This is a genomic window from Lysinibacillus sp. OF-1, assembly GCF_028356935.1.
Lineage (GTDB): Bacteria > Bacillota > Bacilli > Bacillales_A > Planococcaceae > Lysinibacillus > Lysinibacillus fusiformis_D.
The window spans coordinates 3,375,788-3,401,458 of sequence record NZ_CP102798.1; the positions used below are offsets into that span (position 1 = coordinate 3,375,788).

Genomic DNA, 25,671 nt, shown 5'->3' on the forward strand with positions numbered 1-25,671 from the left:
GACGTGTGAACCTAAAAAAATATGAAAATATGAATGGTCATTCATTCATATTTTCATATTATATTTTACAGCATTACTTGTCAATACTTTCACACGTATTTATTTCGCTTCTTTATTCGCCAATTTTGTTTTTTCTTCGTCTACCAAAGAGCGGCGTAAAATTTTTCCTACGGCTGTTTTTGGTAGTTCCTCTCTAAATTCATAATAACGAGGAACTTTAAATGCCGCTAGATGCTGACGGCAATATTTATTTAATTCGTCCTCCGAGATCGAATATCCTTCTTTTAAAACAATATAAGCTTTTACCGTTTCTCCACGATACGGGTCAGGTATGCCTGCAACAACACACTCTTGAATTTCTTCGCGTTCGTATAACACTTCTTCCACTTCACGAGGATAAATATTAAAGCCACCCGCTATGATCAAATCTTTTTTACGATCCACTACATAGAAGAAACCTTGCTCATCCATATAACCAAGATCACCTGTTAAAAACCAGCCATCGACAAATGTCGCTGCTGTATCCTCAGGTCGGTTCCAGTAGCCCTTCATCACTTGTGGACCTTTGACAGCGATTTCACCCACTTCGCCAACTGGAAGCTCTTCCGTATCCCCTGTACGTAAAATAACAGCTTCTGTATTAGGCCAAGGTAAACCGATTGAACCAATCACTCGCTTACCCCAAATTGGCGTAGCATGTGTTACAGGTGATGTTTCTGTTAATCCGTAGCCCTCTACAAGCTTCCCACCAGTAACCGCTTCAAATTTCTCCTGAACTTCAATTGGCAATGAAGCAGAGCCACTTAAGCACGCCTTAATAGATGATAAATTATAATTCGCAATGTCTGGATGATTTAGAAGACCAATGTATAAGGTTGGTGCACCGGGGAAAAGTGTTGGTTTTTGTTTATCAATCGTTTTTAATGCCGTTTCAGCATCAAATTTCGGTAAGAGCACCATCTTATTTTGAGTGAATACTGATAATAGCATAACCGTTGTCATACCATAGACGTGGAAGAATGGAAGAATGCCCATAATGGTCTCTTCACCATGCACACATTTATACATCCAGGCATCACACATTGTCGTATTGGCAATTAAATTTTTATGGGTTAACATAACCCCTTTTGGGAACCCCGTTGTTCCACCAGTATATTGTAAGAGTGCTAGGTCTTCTTCAAAATCAAATGAGATATGATCAATTACCTTAATCGGTGCAGAGCGCATGATTTCTGAAAATAAATGATTTTGCCCGCTATGTTCAACCTTGACACTAAAGCCATACTGCTTTTTTTGAATAAATGGATAGACTAAATTTTTTGGGAATGGTAAATAATCTTTAATGGCTGTCACGATAACATTTTCAAGTGCTGTCTCTTTCATAATTTTCATCACTCTTGGATATAAAATATCCATGACAAGAATAACCTTTGCACCTGAATCAGCCATTTGGTATTGAAGCTCACGTTCAGTATAAAGTGGATTTGTTTGTACGACAACAGCACCTGCATACATAGCGCCGTAGTAAGCGATTACACTTTGTGGCGAGTTAGGTAGCATAATGGCTACTCGATCTCCCTTTTCCACACCTAATGCTTGTAAATAGTTTGCGAACCTTAAAGCTGACTCATATAGCTCGGTGTACGTCAAATCCTTCCCCATAAAATGAATCGCAACTTTGGATGGATTCTTTTTATAGGCGCGTGTCAAAAACTCTTGCACTGGAATTTCCTCAAACGTTAAAGACGGTGGTACTTCTTCAGGATAATTTGCTAGCCATGGTTTTGCTGTCATACGTCCTCTCCCCTTTGTCCCAAACTTTGTCAATTCTTATATTTATTATAATGAAAAAGAAATGCAGTTTCAAACAGAAAATAGAAAATAAATGCATTTTCGATTAATTATTATGCAATTCACAACATTAATATGACAGATGTTTAGTCTGTTTTATTTGCATACACCTTATGAATCCTCATTCATTCTCAAATCTTTCAAATAGAAAATTATGAGGATATTCCTATACTATAAAAATAATTATTTATTCAGGTTATGGAGGAAAATGAATAGCTGTTAGCAGAAATTGAAGTAAATACAAAAAACGCACCCTCATAAGAGAATGCGTTTTTTACTTAAACAGTCATCATATAGTAGACGCCCACTGCCAAAAATGCAATACAGACAATGATTAGTACTTTTGCTAATTTTTCCATGTCATGACACTCCTATGCAATACTTGCCCCAATTACAAACGATAGACCGACTGAAATGGTAAAGGAAATGAAACCAACTGAGCGATTATCATTGGCAATCTCTTGATCTACATTAAAACGAGGTGTCATAAATTCAAATAAGAAATACGCTACAATCAATAGTGTAAAGCCAAAAAGACCCCAGCCAATCATTTCACTTAATGTGCTATGGCGTGCTATGGAAAAACGAAAGATGTTGCAAATCCCTAGTATTTTTCCACCTGTTGCAAGGGCCACAGCAACATTACCATTTTTAATTTCTTCCCAATTCTTATATTTCGTAACGACTTCGAACAATGCCATCGAGACGACTAAACATAATACAACAACACTAAAATATCCTGCCGTTTCGATAATTGGATATCGCCAAAAGCCAGAATTCAGCATTTTTCTCCGTCCCCTTTATAGCTTATTTCAATTCAACAACTGTGACGCCTAAGCCCCCCTCGCCGGCTTCACCAAAACGGAAGGATTTCACGCGCTTATGCTTCTTTAAATAGCTTTGAATACCTTGACGTAAAGCCCCTGTACCAACCCCATGAATAATAGACACACGCCCATAATTAGCGAGTAACGCATCATCAATATATTTCTCTGTTCTTAAAATAGCGTCCTCATAGCGTTCACCACGCAAATCTAATTCTAATTTTACATGGCTATTGCGATTTTTCACACCAGCTGTTCGTAATACCGTCTCTTTTTCAGGCTTAATATACTCTAAATCACTATCAGCGATTTTCATTTTTAAAATCCCCATTTGGACAACCCATTCGGTATTTGACACTTTTTCTAACAAAGTACCTCGTTGACCATAGCTTAACACCTTTACCTCGTCCCCGACAACTAAGTTTTGCGCACGTGCTTTTACTTGCGCTGCTTTTTTCAGTACTTTATTGTCTTCAAGTGGTGTTGCTTCTTCCAGACGTTTACGTGCTTCAATCAATTCGTGCTCCTTGACAACTTGATCAGCATTTTTGCGCATTTCTCGAAGCTCTGCAATAATCGCTTCCGCTTCTCTTTTCGCTTCATCAACAATTTTACGAGCTTTTTCCTTTGCTTTCTTATCAAGTGCCTCTTTACGCTCTTCATAGGCTTGCAATTTATCTTGAAGCTCTTTACGTAAAGTTTCCGATTCTACTAGCAATGCATGGGAACGTTCTGCATCATCTTCTGATTGGCGACGTGTTTCCTCCAATGAGGCAATCATCGATTCAACCTCATGTCGATCTGTCCCTGTAAAGCCTTTCGCACGATCGATAATGGATTCAGGCAGTCCAAGACGACTGGATATTTCGAATGCATTAGAGCGCCCAGGTACACCAATAAGTAGACGGTAGGTTGGACTCAAAGTTTCAATATCAAACTCTACACTAGCATTGGCAACACCTGGTCGATTATAGCCATACGCTTTTAGCTCAGGATAATGAGTTGTAGCCATTACACGTGCACCGCGTCCATGTACTTCGTCTAAAATGGAGATAGCTAAGGCTGCTCCTTCCTGAGGATCAGTACCTGCTCCTAATTCATCGAAAAGAACAAGTGATTCATGATCAAATTTTTGTAGAATGTCTACAATATTGACCATATGAGACGAGAACGTAGAAAGTGACTGCTCAATTGATTGCTCATCACCAATATCAGCAAACAATTGCTCAAATACAGCAAGTTCTGAGCCATCTAATGCTGGCACTGGTAATCCTGCCTGCGCCATTAATGTACACAGACCTACCGTTTTCAATGTTACCGTTTTACCACCTGTATTAGGACCCGTAATGACAATAGCTGTAATTTCTTTACCAAATTCAATATCATTCGGAATAGCTATCTCTATTGGTAGAAGTGGATGACGTGCACGAACTAGTCGAATATAGCCATCCTTATTCATTTTAGGCATTGTACATTTATTGGCTTGTCCATATTTGCCTTTAGCTAAAATAACATCAATATCCCCTAAAACTTTCACTAAATTAAATAAATCTGATGCTACTTCTTGCACCATTGCACTTAATGCCAGTAAAATACGCTCAATTTCCGCCTGCTCCTTCATTTTTAAGCGATGAATTTCATTATTCGCTTGTACAACAGAGTCTGGCTCGATAAATAAGGTTTGACCAGAAGAGGATTGGTCATGGACAATCCCGCCATAATGGTGACGATATTCTTGTTTAACAGGAATAACAAAGCGATCATTACGAATTGTCACAAGTGTATCAGAAAGCATTTTCGCTGCATTACTTCCACGAATTAAACTTTCCAGCTTAGAACGGACTTTCCCTTCTTCAGCTCGTAAAGATTGGCGTATAGAACGCAATGTTTGACTAGCCGAGTCTAAAACAGCTCCATTGTCATCAATACAGTTGTTGATTTCATGTTGCAAACCTGTTAAAACAGGTATCGCTTCCTTTTTCGCGATGAAATGTGGAATTTCAATCACTTCATCAGCCTCTAAATCCTCAATGAAATTACGTAAAATTCTACTCGCTCGAATTGTGCTCGATATTTCCATTAATTCTATTGCTGCTAGCATGCCTCCTATTTGGGCACGTCTTGCAGATGGTCGTACATCAAATATTCCTCCCATTGGAACATTGCCTTTAACACGTAAAATGGATAATCCCTCATCCATCTCCTCTAATAATTGTACTACTTTATCAAAATCTGTTTGTGGTACAAGCTCCTCAATGGCAGATTTCCCAATAGAGCAAGTACAATATGAGGCCACTTGTTGCCGAACTTTATCGTATTCTAGTGTTTTCAATGCGCGTTCTGCTATCACTGAGAACACCTCCTCAACCTATTTATTTCGTCGTATGAACGCCTCAAATTGTTCAAGCGTCCATGTATTCACTATCATATCTTTCGGTAGCCATGCTCTATTGGCATAGCGAACACCGATATCCATAAAACGTAAATGCGCTATATCATGAGCATCTGTATTAATGGCTACAGGTACACCTGCAGCTAAAGCCATTTCTAAATGTTCCACACATAAATCTAAACGATACGGATTTGCATTTAACTCTAAAATTTTACCATATTCCTTCGCCCACGCAATCAGCTGTTTCATATCAGGATTATAGCCATCACGATCCTCAATAATTCGACCAGTTGGATGGGCAATCATATGAACATAAGGATTTTGCATGGCCGTTAGTAAACGTGCCATAATTTTATCTTGTGATTGTGTAAAGCTCGAATGAATAGAAGCGATAACAAAGTCTAACTCTTTTAACACTTGATCGTCGAAATCAAGGGAGCCGTCTGGCAAAATATCCATCTCTGTCCCTTTAAACAAATGGAAATCTGGATGTGTTGCATTAAATGCCTCAATTTCCACACGCTGTTTTTCTAAACGCTCCGGTGTTAAACCATTTGCTACTTTTAGAAATTGTGAATGATCTGTAATAACGCTATATTGATAGCCACGCGCTCGTAATGCCTCGCCCATTTCTGCAACAGAGTATGCACCATCAGACCAGGTCGTATGCATATGTAAATCTGCCTGAATATCCTCTAATCGCACTAACTGTTGAATCGTCTTTGTATTATCAAATTCCACAGTTCCTGTGCGTAAGCTTGGTGGAATCCAAGGTAGGTCAAAATGAGCGAAAAATGCCGCTTCATCTGAAAACGTTATAACGGTACCATCTTCCTGTTCAACGCCATATTCACTAATTTTTTCACCACGCGCTTTGGCAAGTTGGCGCATACGCACATTGTGGTCTTTTGACCCTGTAAAATGATGCAAGGCAGTTGCATATTCATTGTCCTTCACTAAACGGAAATCAACACCAACTGGCTCCTCTAAGTCTAAAATCACTGAAATTTTAGTATCTCCCGCTGCCACTACTTCTTGGATGGCTAATCCATTTAATAACTTTTCACGTACAGCCTCAACTGCTTGTGTCACCACAATAAAATCAATATCTTTACTTGTTTCTAGCGCCCGACGGAAGCTTCCAGCAACTGAAAAACGTTCCACTTCCTTCATACTACCTAGAAGCGCCTCTATTTGTAAAACCACAGGCTCAAGCTGCCAAATTGGTAAACGTTCTGAGCGATTCGCCAAATTAGCGAGTTCCTTTAAAATTTTTTCCTCTGTTTTTACAGCAAAGCCTGCTAATTCACGAACCTTCCCTGCTTCACAAGCTGCCTTTAAGCTTTCTACTGAGTCAATGCCTAGCTCTTGGTGAAGCTTCGCAATCTTTTTACCTCCCAAGCCTGGCAATTTTAACAATGGCAATAATCCTTTAGGGACAATGTCTTCTAGTTCTTTTAACAAACTAGATTCACCTGTTACCATCAAATCCTCAATGACAGCAGCCGTTCCTTTACCAATCCCTTTAAGTTTTGTTACATCGTCCATTTCACTTAATGAACGCTCGTCCCCCTCCAGTGCTGCAGCTGCTTTCCGAAAAGCAGATACCTTGAATGGGTTTTCTCCTTGTAGTTCCATATATAAAGCAATTTTTTCGAGTGTGCGAATAATTGTTTTTTTATTCATTGGTAATTCCCCCTATCGTAAAAACACTTCTCTCAAAACAGAGAGAAGTGCACAGTTTACTATTGCATATAAATATACCACCAGTTTTGGAACATCTTCGTAATAATCGGTGTATGCTCCAACATAAGCCCACTTAACAATGACTTCGACATTAAATTTTGAATGACATCAATCGGCAATAAAGCGCACACGTATAGCAAAATAAACATAATTAAATAGTTTTCAATCATGCCAAGTAATGCGCCAAGCCAACGATTCACTGTATTGAGCACAGGTAAATACGCAATAAAATCAAATATCGATGCCACGATTTGCAATGTTATTTTAACAGCAAAGAAAATTACCGCAAAGGCAATCACACGATAGAAGGTGCGATCTAAATCGAGACTATCAATGACGACACCAAGGCTACCTGTATCAGTGACACCTGGATAAGGCACCCAAAATACAAATTTTTGTGCTAATGGCTTATAATAAATATACGCAACAATTAGGGCTACGACAAAGCTGACAATGTGCATCATTTGTACAATGAAACCTCGTTTTGCACCGACACCAATTCCAGCTAGCAGTACCACTAATATGATTAAATCTAACATTCTCTTCAACCCTTTAGTTTTTTCAATTCTTCTTCTAGTTGCTCCATTCGTTCTTTTAATAGTAAATAATCATGTACTGTATTTACTGCCGTCAGAACAGCAAGTTTTGTGCTATCAAGTGAGGGATTATGTACGCTCATCTCGCGCATCCGGTCATCAACAATCGAAGCAACAAGTCGCATATGGCCAATGGATTCTGAGCCGACCATTTTATATGTATGACCATATATTTCCACAGAAATTTTATTTTTTTCTTGTTTTTCCATAGTCGCACCCTCCTATAAATTCGATGCACACACGATCTTTTCAGCTTGTGAGCACCATCACACAAAAAAGCTATTTATTATCATACCATGAAAGGTATAAAATTGTGAACAATGAGGACAGAAAGGAACGATTAAATGTCAAATATTGTGCTTTCCATTTCAACAAATATTCAAAAAGAGGTGATGGCTTACTACGCAACCTATTTTATCGAGCGTAAGGCTCCTGGTGTCATCTTTGCTGCAAAGCTACCAGATACCGCCATTACTATGTATAAATCAGGAAAATTAATGTTTCAAGGAGGTGGTGCTGAACGCGAGGCGGCACGTTGGGGAACTATTGAAAAAACAACTAGCCAGACATCCTCATCTATCGGGGCAAAGGGTGATGTACTACCTGAAAATTTCGCAGCAATGTCTGTCTTAGGCTCAGATGAAACTGGCACAGGTGATTATTTCGGCCCTATCACAGTGGCTGCGGTATATGTACCTACCTCCAAAATCGAACTTATTAATGAGCTTGGCGTAAAAGATTCGAAAATGCTAACGGATGATTACATGCGAAAAATTGCACCGGATTTACGAGCAGCTTGTGTCCATAGTGTCCTCGTATTACACAACGAGAAATATAACAGCCTACAGGCAAAAGGCTATTCCCAAGGAAAAATGAAAGCCATGATGCACAACAAGGCTCTAAAAAATACGCTGACGAAAATGGCACCTGAAAAACCCGAATTCATTTTAATCGACCAGTTTGCCGAACGCGGTGTCTATTACAATTATTTAAAAAACGAACATGAACTTGTACAAGAAAATGTCTATTTTTCTACCAAAGCAGAGCAATTACATGTCGCTGTCGCTACAGCATCTATTTTAGCGCGTGCTGCATTTTTAAAGGAAATGGATCGATTGAGTGCAATCGCAGGGCTTACCTTAATGAAGGGGGCTTCTAGCAAGGTAGATATGCAAGCAGCTCGCATTTGGCGTAGCCATGGCGAGGAATTTCTACGCTCCATAACAAAATGGCATTTTGCCAACACCGAAAAAGCACGAAAGAAGATTTAAAAAGCATTCCATGTTCTTTTAAGTAGCAGGGGGAGTCTTATGGGTAGTTCCCATATCTAGGTTCTTTTGAAAAATAGTAATCTTGCTAGATTCCAATTGTACGAGAACGCTTTTAATTCGATTGAGAGCGACTTGGACTACTTTGAGCAACTACCTTCTCGGAGTGAACGCTTTGAGCCTCTTTGAGAGTGCCTTTCTGCTTGCGCTGATCCTCCCCCTTAGCTAAATTCCCCAAGTAAAAAAAGACTGCCTCAAAAAGACAGTCTTTTTTCAAATAGATTAGCGTACTTCTGTACCTGCAATCGTAGCAATAGCTTTTAACACTTTATTGTGTGCGGCTACTACTTCTTCGTCCGTTAAAGTACGTTCTGGATCGAAGTATGTGAGAGAAAATGCAACGGATTTTTTACCTAGCTCCATTTTTTCCCCTTCATAAACGTCGAATATGCGAACGTCTTTTAATAATTTCACGCCAGCTGCGCTGATAGCTTCGACAACTTCACCTGCTGTTGTTGCACGGTCCATAATGAGCGCGATATCACGAGACATGACTGGGAAACGAGGCACTGATGTATATGCAAGTGGGGCTTCTTGTGCATTTGCATTTAATAGGGCAACTAAATTCATTTCCATAACATATGTGTCTTTGACTCCCCATGCTTTTTGCTCTGCAGGATGGAGTCCACCAATAATACCGACTTGCTCGCCATCTAATAAGATGCTAGCCGTACGTCCTGGATGTAATCCATCCACTTGTGCTTTCACAAATGTCATGCGATTTTCTAAGCCAAGTTTACCGATTACACCTTCGATAATACCTTTTAGCACAAAGAAATCTACTGTTTTTTTCTCACCTTGCCAAGCATGATCTAGCCATTTACCTGTTAGTACCGCTGCTACATGCTCTTCTTCGTAAGGTTGCCCTTCATCTGATTGACCAAGGAACACAGAACCAATTTCATATAAAGCAACACCCTCAGCCTGGCGAGCCACATTATACGCAGCCGCTTCGATTAAGTGTGGAATAAGGCTTTGACGTAATGTAGAGCGCTCCTCACTCATTGGCATTAACAATTTAGTTACTGGCTCTGCTTTTAAGGCAAAACGTTGTGACAATGCATCAGATGTTAATGAATATGTTACAGCTTGGTAGAGGCCAGCCCCTTCCAAATAATGACGAACAACACGGCGATTAGCTTGGTATGGTGTTAGATTGCCTACTTGTGTTGCCCCCTCTGGCAATGTCATAGGGATTTCATCATAACCGTAAAGACGAGCAATTTCCTCTACAATATCCTCTTCGATTTTAATATCTTGGCGGCGTGTTGGTGCATCAATCATTAGTAAACCATTTGCTGCCTCTACACCAAATTTTAGACGCTCTAAAATCGAAAGCATATCTTCCAATGCAATCTTCATCCCTAAACGCTCATTAATAAAATCTGGAGAAACGACTACTCGCGCTGCTGTTTTATCTAACTCATCTACTAGACATGTACCCTCTAATACTTCACCGCCAGCTAATTCAGCAAGCAATGCGGCAGCACGTTCAGCGGCTGGTAAGACACGATTTGGGTCTACCCCTTTTTCAAAACGAGCCGATGCATCTGAACGTAGACCAAGGTGACGAGATGTTTGGCGTACTGTTAAACCATCAAAATAAGCTGATTCAATGACAACAGTCGTTGTTGCGTCTGTTACCTCTGAATTGGCACCACCCATTACGCCAGCAATCGCCACTGGTTCTTTTCCATTCGTAATGACTAAATCAGAAGCTTTTAAAGTTCGTTCTTGGTCATCCAGTGTTGTGATTTTCTCACCTTCTTTTGCTTTACGAACGACGATTTCACCTGTTGCTAGGCTATCATAGTCGAAAGCATGCAATGGTTGACCATATTCCATTAACACATAGTTGGTTACATCCACGACATTATTGTGAGGGCGTACACCCGCTGCCATTAAACGATTTTGTAACCACATTGGTGACTCACCAATTTTTACGTTTTTCACCACTTTTGCGACATACATCGGATTTGCTTGTAAATCTTCCACACGTAGCTTTAATAAATCCTGTGCTTTTTCATTAGCCGTTTTATATGCAATCTCTGGATACTTAATTTCCTCAGTAAGGATGGCACCTACTTCATAGGCTACACCAAGCATAGAAAGAGCATCTGAGCGATTTGGTGTTAAGCCTAGCTCTAGCACTGTATCACGTAAGCCTAAAATAGCCAGTGCATCAGAGCCAACTTCTGCATCTGACGGTAATACGTAGATTCCTTCTGAATATGCTTTAGGAACAAGCTTGCCTTCGATTCCAAGTTCTTGCAATGAGCAAATCATACCGTTTGATTCATGACCACGAAGTTTTGCTTTTTTTATTTTAATGCCACCTGGTAAATGTGCACCGGGACGAGCAACAATGACTTTTTGACCAGCATCTACATTTGGTGCACCACAAATAATTTGTTGTGGCTCTGCTTCTCCAACATCAACTTGACAAATATTTAACTTATCAGCTTCTGGATGTTTCTCTTTAGACACTACATAGCCAACCACTACTTTATCCATAGCGTTTGCACGATCAATAACTGCATCTACTTCGATACCAGAGCGTGTAATTTTTTCAGCTAATAGCTCAGGCGCTAAGTCCTGTGTATTGACATAATCTTTTAACCATTCTAATGATACTAACATGTTTTATCCCCCTTACGCTTCTGTTCGCTCGAATTGTGATAAGAAACGAGTGTCACTTGTATAGAAATGACGAATATCGTCAACACCATATTTCAACATCGCAATACGTTCTGCACCAATACCGAAAGCGAAGCCAGAAACTTTCTTCGGATCATAGCCAGCCATTTCTAATACATTTGGATGCACCATACCTGCGCCTAGAATCTCAATCCAACCTGTGCTCTTACATACATTACAACCAGCGCCACCACATTTGAAACAAGAAATATCCATTTCTACTGATGGCTCTGTGAATGGGAAGAAGCTCGGACGAAGTCGAATTTCGCGGTCTGCACCAAACATTTTTTTCGCTAAAGTATCTAATGTTCCTTTTAGATCACTCATACGAATATTCTCGCCAATGACTAAACCTTCAATTTGCATAAATTGATGGGAATGTGTTGCATCATCATTATCGCGACGGAATACTTTACCTGGACAAATGATGCGAATAGATTCACCCTTTTTTGCTTCCATTGTACGAGCCTGTACTGGCGAAGTATGCGTACGTAGCAATATTTCCTCGGAAATATAGAACGAATCTTGCATATCACGTGCTGGGTGTCCTTTTGGTAAATTTAGTGCTTCAAAGTTATAGTAGTCCTTTTCTACTTCAGGACCTTCAGCAATTTCATAACCCATTCCGATAAATAAATCTTCAATTTCTTCAATAACGCGTGTTAACGGATGGCGATTTCCTACTTTCACTTCACGACCTGGTAAAGTGACATCAATCGACTCACTTGCTAATTTTTCAGCAATCGCTGCTTCCTCTAGAACAACCACCTTTGTTTCTAGTACTGCTGTTACATTTTCACGAACATTATTCACTAAAGCCCCCATTTTCGGACGTTCTTCAGCTGATAATTTCCCCATCCCTTTTAGTAAATCTGTGATAGGTCCTTTTTTCCCTAGATATGCAACACGCACTTCATTCAATTCTTTTAAATTTGCTGCTGCTTCAATTTTAGCAAGAGCTTCTTGCTCTAATTGTTTTAATTGCTCTTCCATGTTAAAACCTCCTTAGAAAATAAATGCCTGCATTTTAGGCATAAAAAAAACTCGCCCCTAAAAAGGGACGAGGACATATTCGCGGTACCACCCTAGTTATTGCAAGCAAAAAACTTACAATCACTTCATTGACATAACGACTTGATGAAGCCGGCACACCTTTACAGCATCACGCTGGTCCCGGTAGCTGCTCACGGGCTGAATTCAAAATTGCATTGGTACGGCGTCGGCTCTCAATCTCCGGCCTTACGCTCCCTGTCGTCCATTCACAATCTTTACTACTTCCCGATCAAAGCATTTATTATTTAAACATACATTTTAGAATAAATTATACAATAACGAATAGTAGCAAATCAAGAGACAACTACCTGAATCCCACAAGGATCTGTCAATTATTTCACAAAGCCATATAAAACAATACCTGTTGCAACTGCTACGTTTAATGATTCAGCTTGTCCAAAAAGTGGAATAATCATATTTTGATCTGTCATCGCTAATAGCTGTGGCTGGATGCCACTTCCTTCATTCCCCATAATAATAGCAAATGCACCCGAATGCTGAATGTCACTATATGGCACTGCCTCCTCATCCAAAGCAGTACCAAAGACAGGTACACCTTGATTTTGTAGCAAGTCTACCCATTCTGCTAAGTCTCCGCGTACTACTGGGATATGGAAATGGGAGCCTTGAGCTGCGCGTAATGTTTTAGGATTGTAGGCATCTGCACAGCCTTTTCCTAAAATCACGGCATCTAATCCTGCTGCATCGGCAGTGCGTATCATTGTTCCAATATTACCAGGATCTTGGACTGCATCAATTAATAGCACTTTACGCCAAGTGGCCTTCACTTCATCCTCTAAAATTGGCTGTTTACATACAGCAAACACGCCTTGAGAAGTTTCTGTTTCTGCGAATTCCTTTGTTACTGCTGCTGTTACTTCTACAATAGCAACATCATCAATCGGCCATAACATTGGCAAATCAATACCTTCACGTACAATAATTTGTAATACTTGCTCTTTATTTTTTAAAGCTTCCTCCACAAGATGAAAACCCTCTATTAGAAATTCACCTGATCGTTCACGCTCTTTTCTTGTTGTCGCTAACTTTTTCCAATATTTCACTAACGCATTTTGCGTAGATTCAATTCTCTTCATATGCTACCTCTTACCGCCTTTTTCCTATATATTGACCACTATTATACCTTAGCAAATGGCAAATTTCATAGTTATGTGAGAAAACTATTATTTTCTACAGTCGTTCAGTAAAGAACAATATAGACATGCTATAATTAGACACAGCATACTAAGTCAAGGCAGCTGAATATAAATGAAAAAAACGATACATGTCGTTGGTGCCATTATAGAAAATGAGCAGCAAAAAATTTTCTGTGCTTTAAGAAATCCACATATGGTACTAGCAAATTACTGGGGGTTTCCTGGTGTGAAGATAGAACACGGCGAAACACCTGCGCAGGCGCTTTATCGTGAAATTTTTGAGGAATTTGACTGTATGATTCAAGTAGGTGATCGAGTCGCAGTAACCCTTCATGAATACGACACATTTTTCGTTCACTTAGAAACATATAAGGCAACGATTGTGAAAGGCGTACCCAAAATACTAGAACATGCTGAAGCAAAATGGGTTCCTCGCAAGCAATTGCTCGAACTTCCATTCGCTCCAGCAGATCTACCTTCTATCCAAAAATTATTAGCCGAAAAATAAAGACATTCATTTCATCTCATGATAATGAGTAACTCGGTTGCATCCATACGCTTTCAATACATACAGTGCTTCATCTGCTTTTTTTATGAAAGGCATGTCTGTATCCCCAGCTGTTATTGTAGCAATCCCTCTACTGAGCGTAATACGTCCTGTCGGCCAATTATCCTGCTTAACAGTTTGTCTTAATTGTTCTCCAATTGCTTTTGCCACAGCTATTTCGTTCACTGGTAAGATGCTGATAAATTCCTCATCGCCGTAACGAGCAACATTGTCTTTTACACGCACTCGATGCTGCAGTAGCTGTGCTAATTGAACAGGACATCATCTCCCACTTAATGACCCTCTATATCATGAACATTTTTAAAATGATCGATATTTAAAATACATAAGGAGAAGGGCTCTGCCGTCCCCGTGAGCCTCACCTTTTTCAACAACAAGCGCCTTTCTCCCCATGAAACTTATCAAAGAATTTGAAGTTTCAACTATTTTACTGGACTCACATGAAAATACTCATTTTCACCTTTGAAACATATGATGCACTAATAACATCGTGTAGGAGGTGTTCTATGCTTATTCATGTAGTGAGTGCTGGCGAAACATTATGGCAAATAGCCAATCATTATGCTGTACCTGTTCAATCGATCAGTCTATTAAATACATTAGCTACACCCGATCAATTAGCTATCGGGCAATCACTAGTTATTCCTTCTCCTTATACCATTTATACTGTTCAAAGTGGGGACACGTTATGGTCAATTGCTCAACGTTTTAGTGTTCCTTTACAGTCCATCATTTCAGAAAATCATCTAACAAATCCTGATATGTTAACACCAGGAACGAAATTAATAATTCCCCCCATCATCCATATCGTGCAGCCAGGAGAAACATTATGGCAAATAGCTCAGCGCTACGGTACGACCGTTCAAGTCATTGTGGTGGAAAATCAAATAAACAATCCTAATATGCTATATGTAGGAACTAATTTAATCATCCCAAGAGAATTACCGATGATTGAAGTCAATGCTTATTCCTATCAGCCATCTGAAGAAGCGATTGATTCAATTAATGCCGTTGGTCACCTTTTAACGTACTTTAGTCCCTTTGCTTATAAAATGAAGGAAGACGGTACATTACAGCCCATCAGCGACGAAAGTATGATAGCAGCTGCAAAGGCTAAAAACATCATCCCTATGTTAACGCTCGCTAATTTTACTGCTACAGAGGAAGGCTCTAATTTAGCACATGTCGTCTTGTCCGATGCTGACCTACGAAAAAAAGTCATGAATAATGTTTTACAAGTGATGCAAGATAAAGGCTACCAAGTATTGAATATCGATTTTGAAAATGTTTTGCCAGCAGATCGTGAAAATTTCAATGCTTTTATACAATTAGCCGCTGATATGCTTCATCCAAAGGGCTATTTAGTGTCAACTGCCCTTGCACCAAAAACAAGTGCTACGCAAACTGGCACATTGTATGAAGCACATGATTACGAAGCACATGGGAGAATTGCAGATTTTGTAGTATTAATGACGTATGAATGGGGATATCGACTTGGCCCTCCACAAGCCATTTCCCCTATTAATGAAATGCGAAGAGTTGTGGAATATGCCTTAACTGAAATTCCAGCCGATAAGATTCTATTGGGCTTTGAGCTGTATGCGCGTGATTGGCTCTTACCTCATGTCAAAGGACAGGAAGCAGAAACGTTTAGTCCGCAGGAGGCGCTTAATAGAGCCATCAAGTACGGAGCAACAATACAATTTGACCCGACTGCACAATCTCCTTTTTATCAGTATGTCGATGAGCAAGGAAGGCATCACGAGGTATGGTTTGAAGATGCAAGAAGTGCACAGGCGAAATTTGATATGGTCAAACACTATAACCTTCGAGGTATTAGTTATTGGGCATTAGGTTTCCCGTTCCCTCAAAATTGGGTTTTATTAAGCAATCATTTTTCCATTAAAAAACCGTAGTGCTCGTTATTGTTCTCAAAAAATAAAGAGCTATGCAACTTTTTCCCATGTGAAGTAACGACTTACTACCTGTGATGTCGGGATAAAAAATGCTGTTTGAAGCCATATTAACCTATATCAACAGGAAAGGAGCAACTCACATGGGAAGAGACAATAAACAAGGTCAAAGCAATAATAAAGCTTCATTACCTCAAACACCAAAAAACCAAAAAATCGCACCAAATAAGGTGAGTGAAGAATTTTCTCAAGAGTTTATGGAGCTCATTAATTCAGTCACACAAAACAAAAATAAACAAAAAAAATAAGGGGGGCTTCCGTTGAATTTTCAACGTGCACAAGAAATTGTCGCCTCACCGTCAGAATATGAAGTGAGCTATAATGGCGTTTCCGTCTGGATCGACCAACTCCACAATGATGAGAAAACAGCGACTGTTCACCTTCGCCGCTCTTTAGAAGAGCGATCTGAAGTAGCTATTTCCGAATTAAAGGAAGAATATCTCGTTCATTAAACAGATAGAACCTGCTTATTTGCATAGTCAATAAGCAGGTTCTTTTTTTATTTAAATAATATAATCCTCAATATATTGAAGCTGTGTTAACACTTCATCTATATGGTGGTGTAACTCCGTATAGGTTTCTGAAATTTGCTGAGGTGAGATTGGCTTACTAAATAGATAGCCTTGAATATAATCACAACCGCCATCCATCAGAAATGATAGTTGTTCCACTTCTTCAATACCTTCTGCAACAACCTTTAAACGCAAATGTTTAGCCATCGAAATAATCATGGAAACAAGTGCTTCATCGTTTGGATTATGCGGCACATTTCTTACAAAAGTACGGTCGATTTTTAAACAATCAATGGGAAAATCCTTTAAATAGGATAAAGATGAATAGCCTGTTCCAAAATCATCTACAGCAATTTGAATGCCTAATGCCTTTAATTCATGTAATAGCTGTGTCATTTGATCAATATTCATCGTCATACTTTCCGTAATTTCTAATTGTAGATATTTAGGCGTCAATTTTGTGCGTTGTAAAATTTCTTCCACCATTTCTACTAAATCCTGCTGAAATAATTGCCCAAGTGACAAATTCACTGCCACCTTCATCGGGGGTAACCCTTGTTTTTCCCATGTTTTCGCTTGCATACAAGCTGTTTCTAATATCCATTTACCTAATGGGATAATAAGCCCACACTCTTCGGCAATGGGAATAAATACATCTGGTGGTACAAAGCCACGCGTCGGATGCCGCCAGCGGGCCAATGCTTCGACGGATTCAATTGTGCCCGTCTTTAAATTTACCTGTGGCTGATAATCTAAATAAAACTCATTATTGGCTAATGCATTATGTAAGTCTTGCTCTAACAAAATTCGATCTGCAATGTCTTTTGACATATAAGGCTTATAAAAAAGAAATCTTTGGGGTATTTGTCTAGCCTCTCTCATTGCTAATTGGGCATGCATCAATAGCTCTTCGCCCGTCCATTTATCCTCATAGAGGGCAATGCCCATATTCAAGTTGCCATTTAATGAAAATAATTGTACCTGCAAAGGGTCTTTCATGGCACTTTTGAGATTTAAGCAAAATTGTAATAATTCTTCAACCGTCTTTACATGATTAATATAAATAACAAATTGACCCTCTCGCAGCTTCGTTGCAAAATAATGAGGAGGTACAATCGCTTGAATGCGCTCTGCGACAAGCTTCATCATTTTATTAGAATTACTTATCCCGATAGAGGAGCGAATGGCTGCAAAACGGTCAATTTCTATGGCAATGATGGCCTTCTGCACTTGATTATCATGTAAATTTTCCTTTAACGTCTTTAGTAATAAATGCTCATTTGGCAGTAGTGTTATATCATCGTGATAGGCCTGAAATCGCAGCTCTTCTTGAGATTGTTCAAGATCCTTTTTAATTTTTAATAATTGTTGAAACGGCTTTTCCACAGATGTATAATAAATCGCCTTTAAGAAAAAGTAAAAGGCTAAAAATTGATAAATTAATGCCGAGAAATCCCATATCGCATTTTGATCTTGACTAAAAATAAAAAAGACATCACTTACAATAAGCGAGATGGCTGCACTGATTAACCACATCGATCGCTTCGGCATTTTTTTTAGATACCTACTTACTATCACAATGGTTATAATTTGAAGAATTATAGCAAAAAGGTGTACCATATTATCAATATACACTAGCAATTGTTCTGACAATATGTTGGATACCATATACACTAGAGAAATACTGACTATAACGAATAGCAAAGAACTACCATATGTAAACAACCGATAGTTCATTGATAATTGTTGTCTTTTGAATAAAATAATCAGTAGAAATCCAATGGATAGATACACACGCATTAATATATGTATTGACTCGTCCATATAGCCCCATTCAGTAGATTGACTAAAGAACAAGCTAACTAATTCAAGTAATGCAATTATAAAAAAAATGTTCCCTATGTATAAAGTTTGATTGGATAATAAGTGTGAAAATACTAAATAAGATTGGATCGCAATAGCCATTGTAAAAACAATGATTAAAACTTGGATCACCAATTTTAAATTTTGATAAATGTCACCTTGGAATACACCATACATTTGATTGCTAAAGCTTAATAATGGTATGACAAGTAATAACGGCAATATTATGTACCAAACCTCTTTTTTCTCTATTTGATTAAACCATTTCTCCACTACAAACCCTCCATACAACTATCTAAACATTGACTAGGAAATTCTAACTAACTATATTAAATAATACACTTAGAATTGTATATTTCTTTGACTTCTTACAAATCATAACACTTTTATCTGAATTTGTATGCATTCATATCAAGTATGCTAATATTCATTTTATTTCAATATTAGCATACTTTTGATATTTTAGTACTTCATTCCACTTCAAAAACTTGGTTACTTAGCCTCTGGAAGATTCTAGCCCGTCTTTTTTTACTAGCAGCGACAGATAAACCTAGTACTTTGGCTATTTCTTGATCATTGTAGCCTTCTACATAATAAAGGAGTAGTATTTTTCTTTCTATCTGCTTTAACTGGGTCAAAATACTTTCAAGGTCAATAGAATTTTTTTGATTCTCCCCTCCTTTGAACTCACTACGAACATAATCGAGTGTTTCATCATCAACGACTGTTATTCGCTCTTTATAGCTTCTTTCCTTTGATAATTCATTTAAAATCTCTCCTTTGATCGATGAATATATATAAGCGGAAAATTGTCCTTTTGCTGGATCTGCTTTTAGCCATGCCCTCCATACAGCAATGGAAGCAATATGACGATAATAATCAAACTCCTTATAGATATGAAGTTGCTTAAGAATAACGGTAATCATTGGTTGCACACATTCTAATATTTCTTCAAAGGATTGTGTTGGTGAAAGCTTTTGCTCGTTCTGAATAGACATTTTACTCTTCCTGTCGACTATGCACAGTCCAATATTCCTAGGTGATACTATCTTAGTCCCTGGCGTTTATTGAAAGCGAGTACACATTTTCATCATTTCATCGTTGAGAATGACTAAAATCCCTGACCTATTTATACATAATCTCAGCAATTTATTGTAAAAATCATATATTTTTCTTTGGCATTTCATACATATTTAAACGATGATTGGACAAATTACTACTAAGGAGGCGAAATAGATGAATTTTCAAATAAGAGATGCCATTACTGCAAATGTTCATGGTCAATCTGCAGCAGAATTTAAAGATATTGTGGAAGATGCCATTAACCGTGGAGAAGAACATTTACTGCCAGGGCTTGGGGTGTTTTTCGAAAATTGGTGGAAGCAATCAAGTCCATCTGAACAAGATGAATTCGTTCAAAAACTAGAAAAAATATTTGCAAACTGATTTTTAATGCACAGTGCATTCCATTTCCAATAAATGCGTGATAAAGTTTTATTTATCAGAAAATTTGGAGGGATTGGAATGACTGTTGCAGTAGAATTACTTGTCAATCAACTCAAACAGGTATTATTAGAAGAACAAGTGTCAACAAACGAAACGGTACGACAGCTACATGGGAAGGATGAATCTCATCATGCCGTGAGCCTACCTGATATCGTTGTTTTTCCACGCTCCACAGCAGATGTCAGTGCCGTTTTAAAAATTGCACATGCACAACGTGTACCAGTTGTACCATTTGGTGTTGGCTCCAGCCTAGAAGGAAATGCAATTCCTATTGCACATGGTATTTCCATCGACTTCTCTGAAATGAATGCTATTTTAGAAGTTCGACCTGATGACCTTCTTGTAAAAGTACAGCCTGGGGTCACACGTTCTCAATTGAATAAGGAATTAAAAAAGCACGGTCTACAATTCACAGTAGATCCAGGTGCAGATGCAACATTAGGTGGCATGGCAGCAACGAATGCTAGTGGTACAACCGCAGTACGTTACGGTGTTATGCGGGATCAAGTTCGTGATTTAGAGGTTGTACTTGCAGACGGCTCCGTCATCCATACTGGTAATTTAGCCGCGAAGTCCTCTTCTGGTTATCATCTCAACGGTCTATTTGTAGGCTCAGAAGGGACACTTGGCTGCTTTACAGAGTTAATATTGAAAGTCTACGGTATACCTGAATTTGTAACAGCAGGACGCGCAGTTTTTGACACAGTAGGCGATGCTGTCTGTGCCGTCACTGCTTTATTACAGGTAGGCATTTCAATCGGCCGAGTGGAATTAGTTGATGAAGCCTCTATGAAACAAGCCAATATCTATAACGATACTTCCTATAGCGAAAAACCAACATTATTTTTAGAATTTCACGGAAATGAAGCAGGTATGCATGCAGATATAGCATTTGCTACAGAAATTTTTGAGGACTTCGGCTGTCTATCCGTTGAATTTGAACAAGATAATGCGGCACGTAACAAGCTTTGGGAAGCACGTCATTCCTTAGCCTATGCGTATATTCATGCTTACCCTGGGAAAAAGCTTATGTCAACAGATGTCTGTGTACCAATCTCCATGCTTGCAGAAACCATTTTGTATGCGCGTGAGCAGCTCGATCATATTGGTCTTGCAGGCGGGATTGTCGGACATGTGGGCGATGGAAATTTCCATGCACTACTAATGTTAAATCCTAATGACATAGAGGAGCAGGCAAAAGCAGATCGCTTCAATGAACAGATTGTTCAATATGCTTTACTTCGGGGTGGTACATGTACAGGTGAACATGGTGTTGGCATTGGCAAAATGAAATATCAAGCTACTGAGCACGGTACCTCTTTAGCTGTCATGAAAAGTATAAAAGCAGCACTCGATCCATATAACATTATGAATCCAGGAAAAATTTTCACCCTATAACTAACGATAAACCCGCTGAATGACTATGTCATCAGCGGGTTTATGTTTATAAATCATAGCGGAAGCTCTTGACTAAAATGTCGCCCTTATAAAATTCCTTTGACTCGTCTCGTACAAAGCCTAGAGATAAATAAAGATTAATAGCAGCCTGCATGATATCACCTGAATGTAAATAAAGAGCCTTATCCTGTCTCTTTCTGGCAAAGGCAAAACTTTCGTGTAATAATTTCTTAGCGACCCCTTGCCCTCTCCCTTTCGGATGTACGCCTAACAAGCGTACGATCGTAGATTGAATATTCAGCTCTGGCAAGCCATATGCTTTTTCCGCATCAGTAAATATTTGTAGCCCTCCTACTATCTCCTCACCACGCTTTGCTACAAGAATTGTTTCTGCGTTCGGATTGCCGACTGAAGCACGGATATCACTTAAATATGACTGCCAATGTTCAGGGTCCTGATAGTCTTTTTCGTATTGCTCATAGCTCTCGACTAAAACCTCAAGATAGCGTTCATAATCTTCCTCTTGTAAATGTTCAATCACAATGTCAGCTACTGTCATGCTAGTTTCCCCTTTCTATGATGAAAAGCCACCCTTACGATAGGCGGTTACTCTTTTTTCAATGCGATGTGAGATCCATTCTGCCACAATTGATATTCCCCAATAAATGATTCCCACAGCAATAAATGACTCTAAAAACTTTAAATTCACAGAAGCAACGATATTCGCAGCACCAGTCAACTCTTTAATAGATAGAAAAAATGCTAAGGATGTGGCATGTAAAAAGCCAATAAAGACGTTTGTCAAATTCGGAATAGACTGCCCAAATGCTTGCGGTAAGATATAACGTCGCATCGCTTGAGTAAATGTTAAACCAATCGCATAGGCTGCTTCTAATTGTCCTTTCGGTACACTTAATATTCCTGAGCGAATAATTTCAGAAGCATAAGCTCCCGCACTAAGTGTTAAGGCGAGTATGACAAAAAATAATATAGGAATGGTGCTTGATTGTATCTTTAACTGTAAAGTACTTGCCATCATATCCACTAGCATTGGCAAGCCAAAATAAACGAGCATGATATGCATAATAATGGGCGTGCCTCTAAAAAAAGAGACATAAAAATTAAGTATAGGCGCAATAAATTTTATTTGTTTAATGCGAACAAAAGCGACGATTATCCCTATAACAATACCTAATAAAACAGGTGTAATGGTCATGAATAAGGTTAAAGGTATTACTTTACTAATTTCTCGTAAGGCTTCTACTATAAAAGCCAGATCAATGGTCATACTATATTCCCCCTATTGTGAAGCCAATTCCTTTGGCATATAACGATTAAAATAGCGTTCATTGAACTTAAATAGTTTTTCCAGCACGATCACGATAATATAGTAAACAATAGACAATGCTACATAGATTTCAAACGCTCGTGTCGTTGAAGCAATCAAGGTTTCTCCACGTCCAACCATATCCATTACGCCAATAGAGAACGCTAGTGATGTATCTTTTAATGAACTAATCATCGTGTTTGCTATATTTGGAAAAGCAACACGAATTGCCTGTGGGAAAACAATGCGCATAAAAGCCTGTGTTCCATTTAAGCCTACTGAATAGGCAGCCTCCATTTGTCCTCGGTCAACGGTTAAAATAGCAGCACGAAATATTTCGGCAAAGGCTGCCGCATTGCTTAGTGTGTAGGTAATAATGACAAAATACATCGCATCCATGCGAGTAACGTCAATATGAATCAATTTTAGCAATGCAGGTATGCCGTAAAATACTAAGAACAACTGCACTAAAATAGGGGTTCCACGAATAAAGGATATATAGACCGTGATGATCTGCTTCAATACGGGTATGTGAAGTAGCTTCGGTATGGCTAGCACAATCCCTAGTACCATACCAAAAAGTATGGAGAATAGTAGTATTTCAAATGTTACTGGTAAATATTGAAGCAATGTTGGAATGATCTTCGCAATGAGCATGACATCAAAGTTATTTTCCATACTTCCGCCTTCCTTTCCTGTCATTAGAAGTCTACTGTGTAATCATCACCTAACCATTTTTTACTAAGTTCACTTACCACTCCCTCTTTCTTTAATTCAACGATAGCTTCATCTAAACGCTCCTGTAATGTCACTTCATCTTTATTGAGTAAAAAGTATACTTTTGAATTTAATAATGCGTCACCTACAACCTTTTGTTGTGCTTCATTGCTCTCGTTATAGTATCTGACTGCGAACGGTGTTGTAATAATGGCATCAATACGACCTGTAGCCAGTTGATTATTGACATCTACTGAACCAGAAGAATAGACGATATTCGCTCCTAAATTATGCTCTTTATTATATTTTTCAATAAAAACAGCGGAGTTACTCGTTGGTGAAACACTGACATTCTTCCCTTTCAAATCCTCAACGGATTGAATTTCTTTATTTTTCTCATTCACTGTCACCTTTAATGGGAAGACATTATACGGCTCTTTATTGAATAAAAACTTCTCCTGTCGTTCACTATTGACTTCCATTTGATGGGCAATAAAATCAATTTTCCCTGTCTCTAAACTTAGTAATAAATTGGAAAATTCCATTGTTTTAAACTCAAATTCATATTCTGGTAGCTTCTCATCAATTGCTCGAACAAGCTCCACGTCATAGCCCGTTAAATTGCCTTTATCATCTAAAAAGCAGATGTTTGGAAACTGTGTCCCCGTACCTACAATGATTTTTTGAACATCTTTCCCACCCTGTGCTGTATTTTGAGCACTCGCATCTCCATCTGATTTTTCTGAGCTTACGCAGGCTGTTAATAGTGCCGCTAGTACAAATAGTAGATAAAACGATATTTTTTTCATAAAATCCCTCATTCCTTCTGTTATGCATGTGAGGGTAAGCTCACAGCAAGTGCCTTCTGCAGGTGTTCTAAACCTATTTCTGTTACAGCTTGATAGATACCCGTTTCACTTGATCCAATTTCTACAACAGGTACATATCGAACACCATATTTTATTTCAAGGATGTCGCGGAACGTATCATTCGACGTGACATCCACCGTTTTGTATGCTATTCGTTGTTCCTGTAAATACGCTTTTATATCCTCGCAATAACTACAACCTTGTTTCGACCAAACAATTATCTCTACATTTTTTGTCATGATGATGACCTCCTTAGCTGACTGCCACTTTTTGCTGTAGCTGTAAATTAACTGGACTTAATAGTTCGAATGAGCGTTTACGTTCAAACTCCTTCAATACAGGAGTATGCAAAATGAATTCATCTACCTGATATTGAACATGAAAATCATCTAATATTGCTTTAATATCCTTAGGCGATCCATAGACAATATCTGCCTCATATTGTTTGACTGTATACGCCTCTCCAGACTCTTGACCAAATTTTTCAGCTAGCTCTATGGATTGTAATGTCAGTGTTCTACCACTCGCTAAATGCACCTTCGTAATTTTTTGATCCCCAATCAATTCCTTTGCTTCCTTTTTGGTTGGAGCTGCAATGGCTGCGATTGATATGGCGAAGTGGCCACTGGCATTATACTCACGATAGATACGTGCTGCTTGCGCTAATACATCATTGTCACTATTAATAAATCGAGCAAAGACAAATGCAATGCCGAGTTTTCCTGCAAGAGCAGCACTTTCTGGGCTAGCACCGAGTAAAAATAATGTTGGCTTTATCTTCGGAATCGGCGTTGCTTGTATACCATATAATTCGTGCTCTTTTGGTATTGATTGCTCCATTAATTGCTGTAAAAATGTTAGTCTATCTTCAAAATCGTCCCCCTGATTGAGCGTGCCATATTGTAATGCCTTTGTGGAAAGAGGTAAACCACCTGGTGCTTTTCCAATACCTAAATCCACTCGTCCTGGCTCCAACGCTGCCAGTACATGGAAGTTTTCTGCCACCTTGTATGGGCTGTAATGTTGTAGCATCACACCACCTGACCCGATATGAATGGATTTTGTCTTTGCCAATAAATAGGAAACTAATACTTCTGGCGAGGAACCTGCTAATGTTTCTGTATGATGGTGCTCCGACACCCAAAAACGTGAGTAACCCAACTGCTCCGCTTTTTGTGCAAGTGCCACTGTTTTTTGCAAAGTTTGTTCGTTTGTTGCATCCTCGATAATCGGACTTTGATCTAATATGCCTAATGTATAGCTCATATAATGCCTCCTAATTTCTTTTATTCGA

25 protein-coding genes are annotated in these 25,671 nt (G+C 38.8%); 7 read left to right on the top strand and 18 right to left on the bottom strand.

The annotated features are described in order from the left end of the window. Nucleotides 1-99: 99 nt before the first annotated feature. The 6 genes from NV349_RS16570 to zapA all read right to left on the bottom strand — a co-directional run bounded on the left by NV349_RS16570 (nt 100) and on the right by zapA (nt 7,618). A complete protein-coding gene (locus tag NV349_RS16570) occupies nt 100-1,794 on the bottom strand; it encodes an AMP-binding protein (protein ID WP_101966537.1) in 1,695 nt (564 codons plus the stop codon). Between the two features lie 428 nt (nt 1,795-2,222). Further along, nucleotides 2,223-2,636, bottom strand: a complete 414-nt coding sequence (locus tag NV349_RS16575; protein ID WP_036128246.1) for a DUF350 domain-containing protein — start codon at nt 2,634-2,636, stop codon at nt 2,223-2,225. A gap of 22 nt (nt 2,637-2,658) precedes the next feature. After that, nucleotides 2,659-5,025: an endonuclease MutS2 gene (locus tag NV349_RS16580; protein ID WP_271910647.1), complete on the bottom strand. Its 2,367-nt coding sequence runs from the start codon at nt 5,023-5,025 to the stop codon at nt 2,659-2,661. An 18-nt stretch (nt 5,026-5,043) separates the two neighbouring features. Further along, nucleotides 5,044-6,753, bottom strand: a complete 1,710-nt coding sequence (gene polX / locus NV349_RS16585) for a DNA polymerase/3'-5' exonuclease PolX (RefSeq protein WP_036128250.1) — start codon at nt 6,751-6,753, stop codon at nt 5,044-5,046. A 59-nt stretch (nt 6,754-6,812) separates the two neighbouring features. Beyond that, nucleotides 6,813-7,352: a CvpA family protein gene (locus NV349_RS16590; protein WP_036128251.1), complete on the bottom strand. Its 540-nt coding sequence runs from the start codon at nt 7,350-7,352 to the stop codon at nt 6,813-6,815. Nucleotides 7,353-7,357: 5 nt separating this feature from the next. Further along, on the bottom strand, nt 7,358-7,618 hold the full coding sequence (gene zapA / locus NV349_RS16595) for a cell division protein ZapA (RefSeq protein WP_036128254.1): 261 nt from the start codon (nt 7,616-7,618) through the stop codon (nt 7,358-7,360). A 135-nt stretch (nt 7,619-7,753) separates the two neighbouring features. Here zapA and rnhC point away from each other — a divergent pair, with 135 nt between their 5' ends. Further along, nucleotides 7,754-8,680: a ribonuclease HIII gene (gene rnhC / locus NV349_RS16600; protein WP_036128256.1), complete on the top strand. Its 927-nt coding sequence runs from the start codon at nt 7,754-7,756 to the stop codon at nt 8,678-8,680. A gap of 279 nt (nt 8,681-8,959) precedes the next feature. Here rnhC and pheT read toward each other — a convergent pair whose 3' ends face one another. From pheT to NV349_RS16615, 3 genes are all read right to left on the bottom strand, one after another. Further along, the gene (gene pheT / locus NV349_RS16605) at nt 8,960-11,377 is read right to left on the bottom strand and encodes a phenylalanine--tRNA ligase subunit beta (RefSeq protein ID WP_089934415.1); all 2,418 of its coding nucleotides are present in this window, start codon (nt 11,375-11,377) and stop codon (nt 8,960-8,962) included. 12 nt (nt 11,378-11,389) lie between these two features. Next, complete coding sequence (pheS, locus tag NV349_RS16610) at nt 11,390-12,427, bottom strand: phenylalanine--tRNA ligase subunit alpha (RefSeq protein WP_036128260.1); 1,038 nt, start codon at nt 12,425-12,427, stop codon at nt 11,390-11,392. A 392-nt stretch (nt 12,428-12,819) separates the two neighbouring features. Next, nucleotides 12,820-13,584 carry a TrmH family RNA methyltransferase gene (locus tag NV349_RS16615; protein WP_058844332.1) on the bottom strand — a complete coding sequence of 255 codons (765 nt, stop codon included), beginning with the start codon at nt 13,582-13,584 and terminating at the stop codon, nt 12,820-12,822. 172 nt (nt 13,585-13,756) lie between these two features. On the opposite strand from NV349_RS16615, the gene NV349_RS16620 reads away from it, so the two are divergent. Further along, nucleotides 13,757-14,152, top strand: a complete 396-nt coding sequence (locus NV349_RS16620) for a (deoxy)nucleoside triphosphate pyrophosphohydrolase (protein WP_271910651.1) — start codon at nt 13,757-13,759, stop codon at nt 14,150-14,152. A gap of 6 nt (nt 14,153-14,158) precedes the next feature. Here NV349_RS16620 and NV349_RS16625 read toward each other — a convergent pair whose 3' ends face one another. Further along, on the bottom strand, nt 14,159-14,437 hold the full coding sequence (locus NV349_RS16625) for a diguanylate cyclase (protein ID WP_058844330.1): 279 nt from the start codon (nt 14,435-14,437) through the stop codon (nt 14,159-14,161). Nucleotides 14,438-14,718: 281 nt separating this feature from the next. On the opposite strand from NV349_RS16625, the gene NV349_RS16630 reads away from it, so the two are divergent. The 3 genes from NV349_RS16630 (at nt 14,719) to NV349_RS16640 (ending at nt 16,637) form a co-directional block, all read left to right on the top strand. Continuing rightward, the gene (locus NV349_RS16630; protein ID WP_271910653.1) at nt 14,719-16,128 is read left to right on the top strand and encodes a glycoside hydrolase family 18 protein; all 1,410 of its coding nucleotides are present in this window, start codon (nt 14,719-14,721) and stop codon (nt 16,126-16,128) included. Between the two features lie 140 nt (nt 16,129-16,268). Continuing rightward, nucleotides 16,269-16,433 (top strand): YfhD family protein, encoded by a 165-nt coding sequence (locus NV349_RS16635; protein ID WP_139149533.1) that lies wholly within the window; start codon nt 16,269-16,271, stop codon nt 16,431-16,433. A gap of 12 nt (nt 16,434-16,445) precedes the next feature. Beyond that, on the top strand, nt 16,446-16,637 hold the full coding sequence (locus NV349_RS16640; protein WP_036128267.1) for an H-type small acid-soluble spore protein: 192 nt from the start codon (nt 16,446-16,448) through the stop codon (nt 16,635-16,637). 51 nt (nt 16,638-16,688) lie between these two features. On the opposite strand, the gene NV349_RS16645 is transcribed toward NV349_RS16640, so the two are convergent. Both NV349_RS16645 and NV349_RS16650 read right to left on the bottom strand, forming a co-directional pair. Next, on the bottom strand, nt 16,689-18,833 hold the full coding sequence (locus NV349_RS16645; protein WP_244504879.1) for a bifunctional diguanylate cyclase/phosphodiesterase: 2,145 nt from the start codon (nt 18,831-18,833) through the stop codon (nt 16,689-16,691). Between the two features lie 197 nt (nt 18,834-19,030). Continuing rightward, nucleotides 19,031-19,558, bottom strand: coding sequence for an RNA polymerase sigma factor (locus tag NV349_RS16650; RefSeq protein WP_271910658.1), 528 nt, complete (start codon nt 19,556-19,558; stop codon nt 19,031-19,033). 238 nt (nt 19,559-19,796) lie between these two features. Here NV349_RS16650 and sspI point away from each other — a divergent pair, with 238 nt between their 5' ends. Together sspI and NV349_RS16660 are read left to right on the top strand one after the other, a co-directional pair. Next, nucleotides 19,797-20,006, top strand: coding sequence for a small acid-soluble spore protein SspI (gene sspI / locus NV349_RS16655; RefSeq protein WP_036128269.1), 210 nt, complete (start codon nt 19,797-19,799; stop codon nt 20,004-20,006). Nucleotides 20,007-20,084: 78 nt separating this feature from the next. Continuing rightward, a complete protein-coding gene (locus tag NV349_RS16660; RefSeq protein WP_036128270.1) occupies nt 20,085-21,464 on the top strand; it encodes an FAD-binding oxidoreductase in 1,380 nt (459 codons plus the stop codon). 46 nt (nt 21,465-21,510) lie between these two features. On the opposite strand, the gene NV349_RS16665 is transcribed toward NV349_RS16660, so the two are convergent. Genes NV349_RS16665 through NV349_RS16690 form a run of 6 tightly spaced genes read right to left on the bottom strand, consistent with a single transcriptional unit; the run spans nt 21,511 to nt 25,643 of the window. Then, a complete protein-coding gene (locus NV349_RS16665; RefSeq protein WP_036128271.1) occupies nt 21,511-22,023 on the bottom strand; it encodes a GNAT family N-acetyltransferase in 513 nt (170 codons plus the stop codon). A 15-nt stretch (nt 22,024-22,038) separates the two neighbouring features. Beyond that, nucleotides 22,039-22,752, bottom strand: a complete 714-nt coding sequence (locus tag NV349_RS16670; RefSeq protein ID WP_036128272.1) for an amino acid ABC transporter permease — start codon at nt 22,750-22,752, stop codon at nt 22,039-22,041. A 12-nt stretch (nt 22,753-22,764) separates the two neighbouring features. Further along, complete coding sequence (locus tag NV349_RS16675) at nt 22,765-23,469, bottom strand: amino acid ABC transporter permease (protein ID WP_036128280.1); 705 nt, start codon at nt 23,467-23,469, stop codon at nt 22,765-22,767. Between the two features lie 23 nt (nt 23,470-23,492). Continuing rightward, complete coding sequence (locus NV349_RS16680; protein ID WP_058844327.1) at nt 23,493-24,317, bottom strand: transporter substrate-binding domain-containing protein; 825 nt, start codon at nt 24,315-24,317, stop codon at nt 23,493-23,495. A gap of 20 nt (nt 24,318-24,337) precedes the next feature. After that, nucleotides 24,338-24,616, bottom strand: coding sequence for a glutaredoxin family protein (locus NV349_RS16685; protein WP_036128274.1), 279 nt, complete (start codon nt 24,614-24,616; stop codon nt 24,338-24,340). A 13-nt stretch (nt 24,617-24,629) separates the two neighbouring features. Next, complete coding sequence (locus NV349_RS16690) at nt 24,630-25,643, bottom strand: LLM class flavin-dependent oxidoreductase (RefSeq protein ID WP_271910660.1); 1,014 nt, start codon at nt 25,641-25,643, stop codon at nt 24,630-24,632. Between the last annotated feature and the right edge of the window lie 28 nt (nt 25,644-25,671).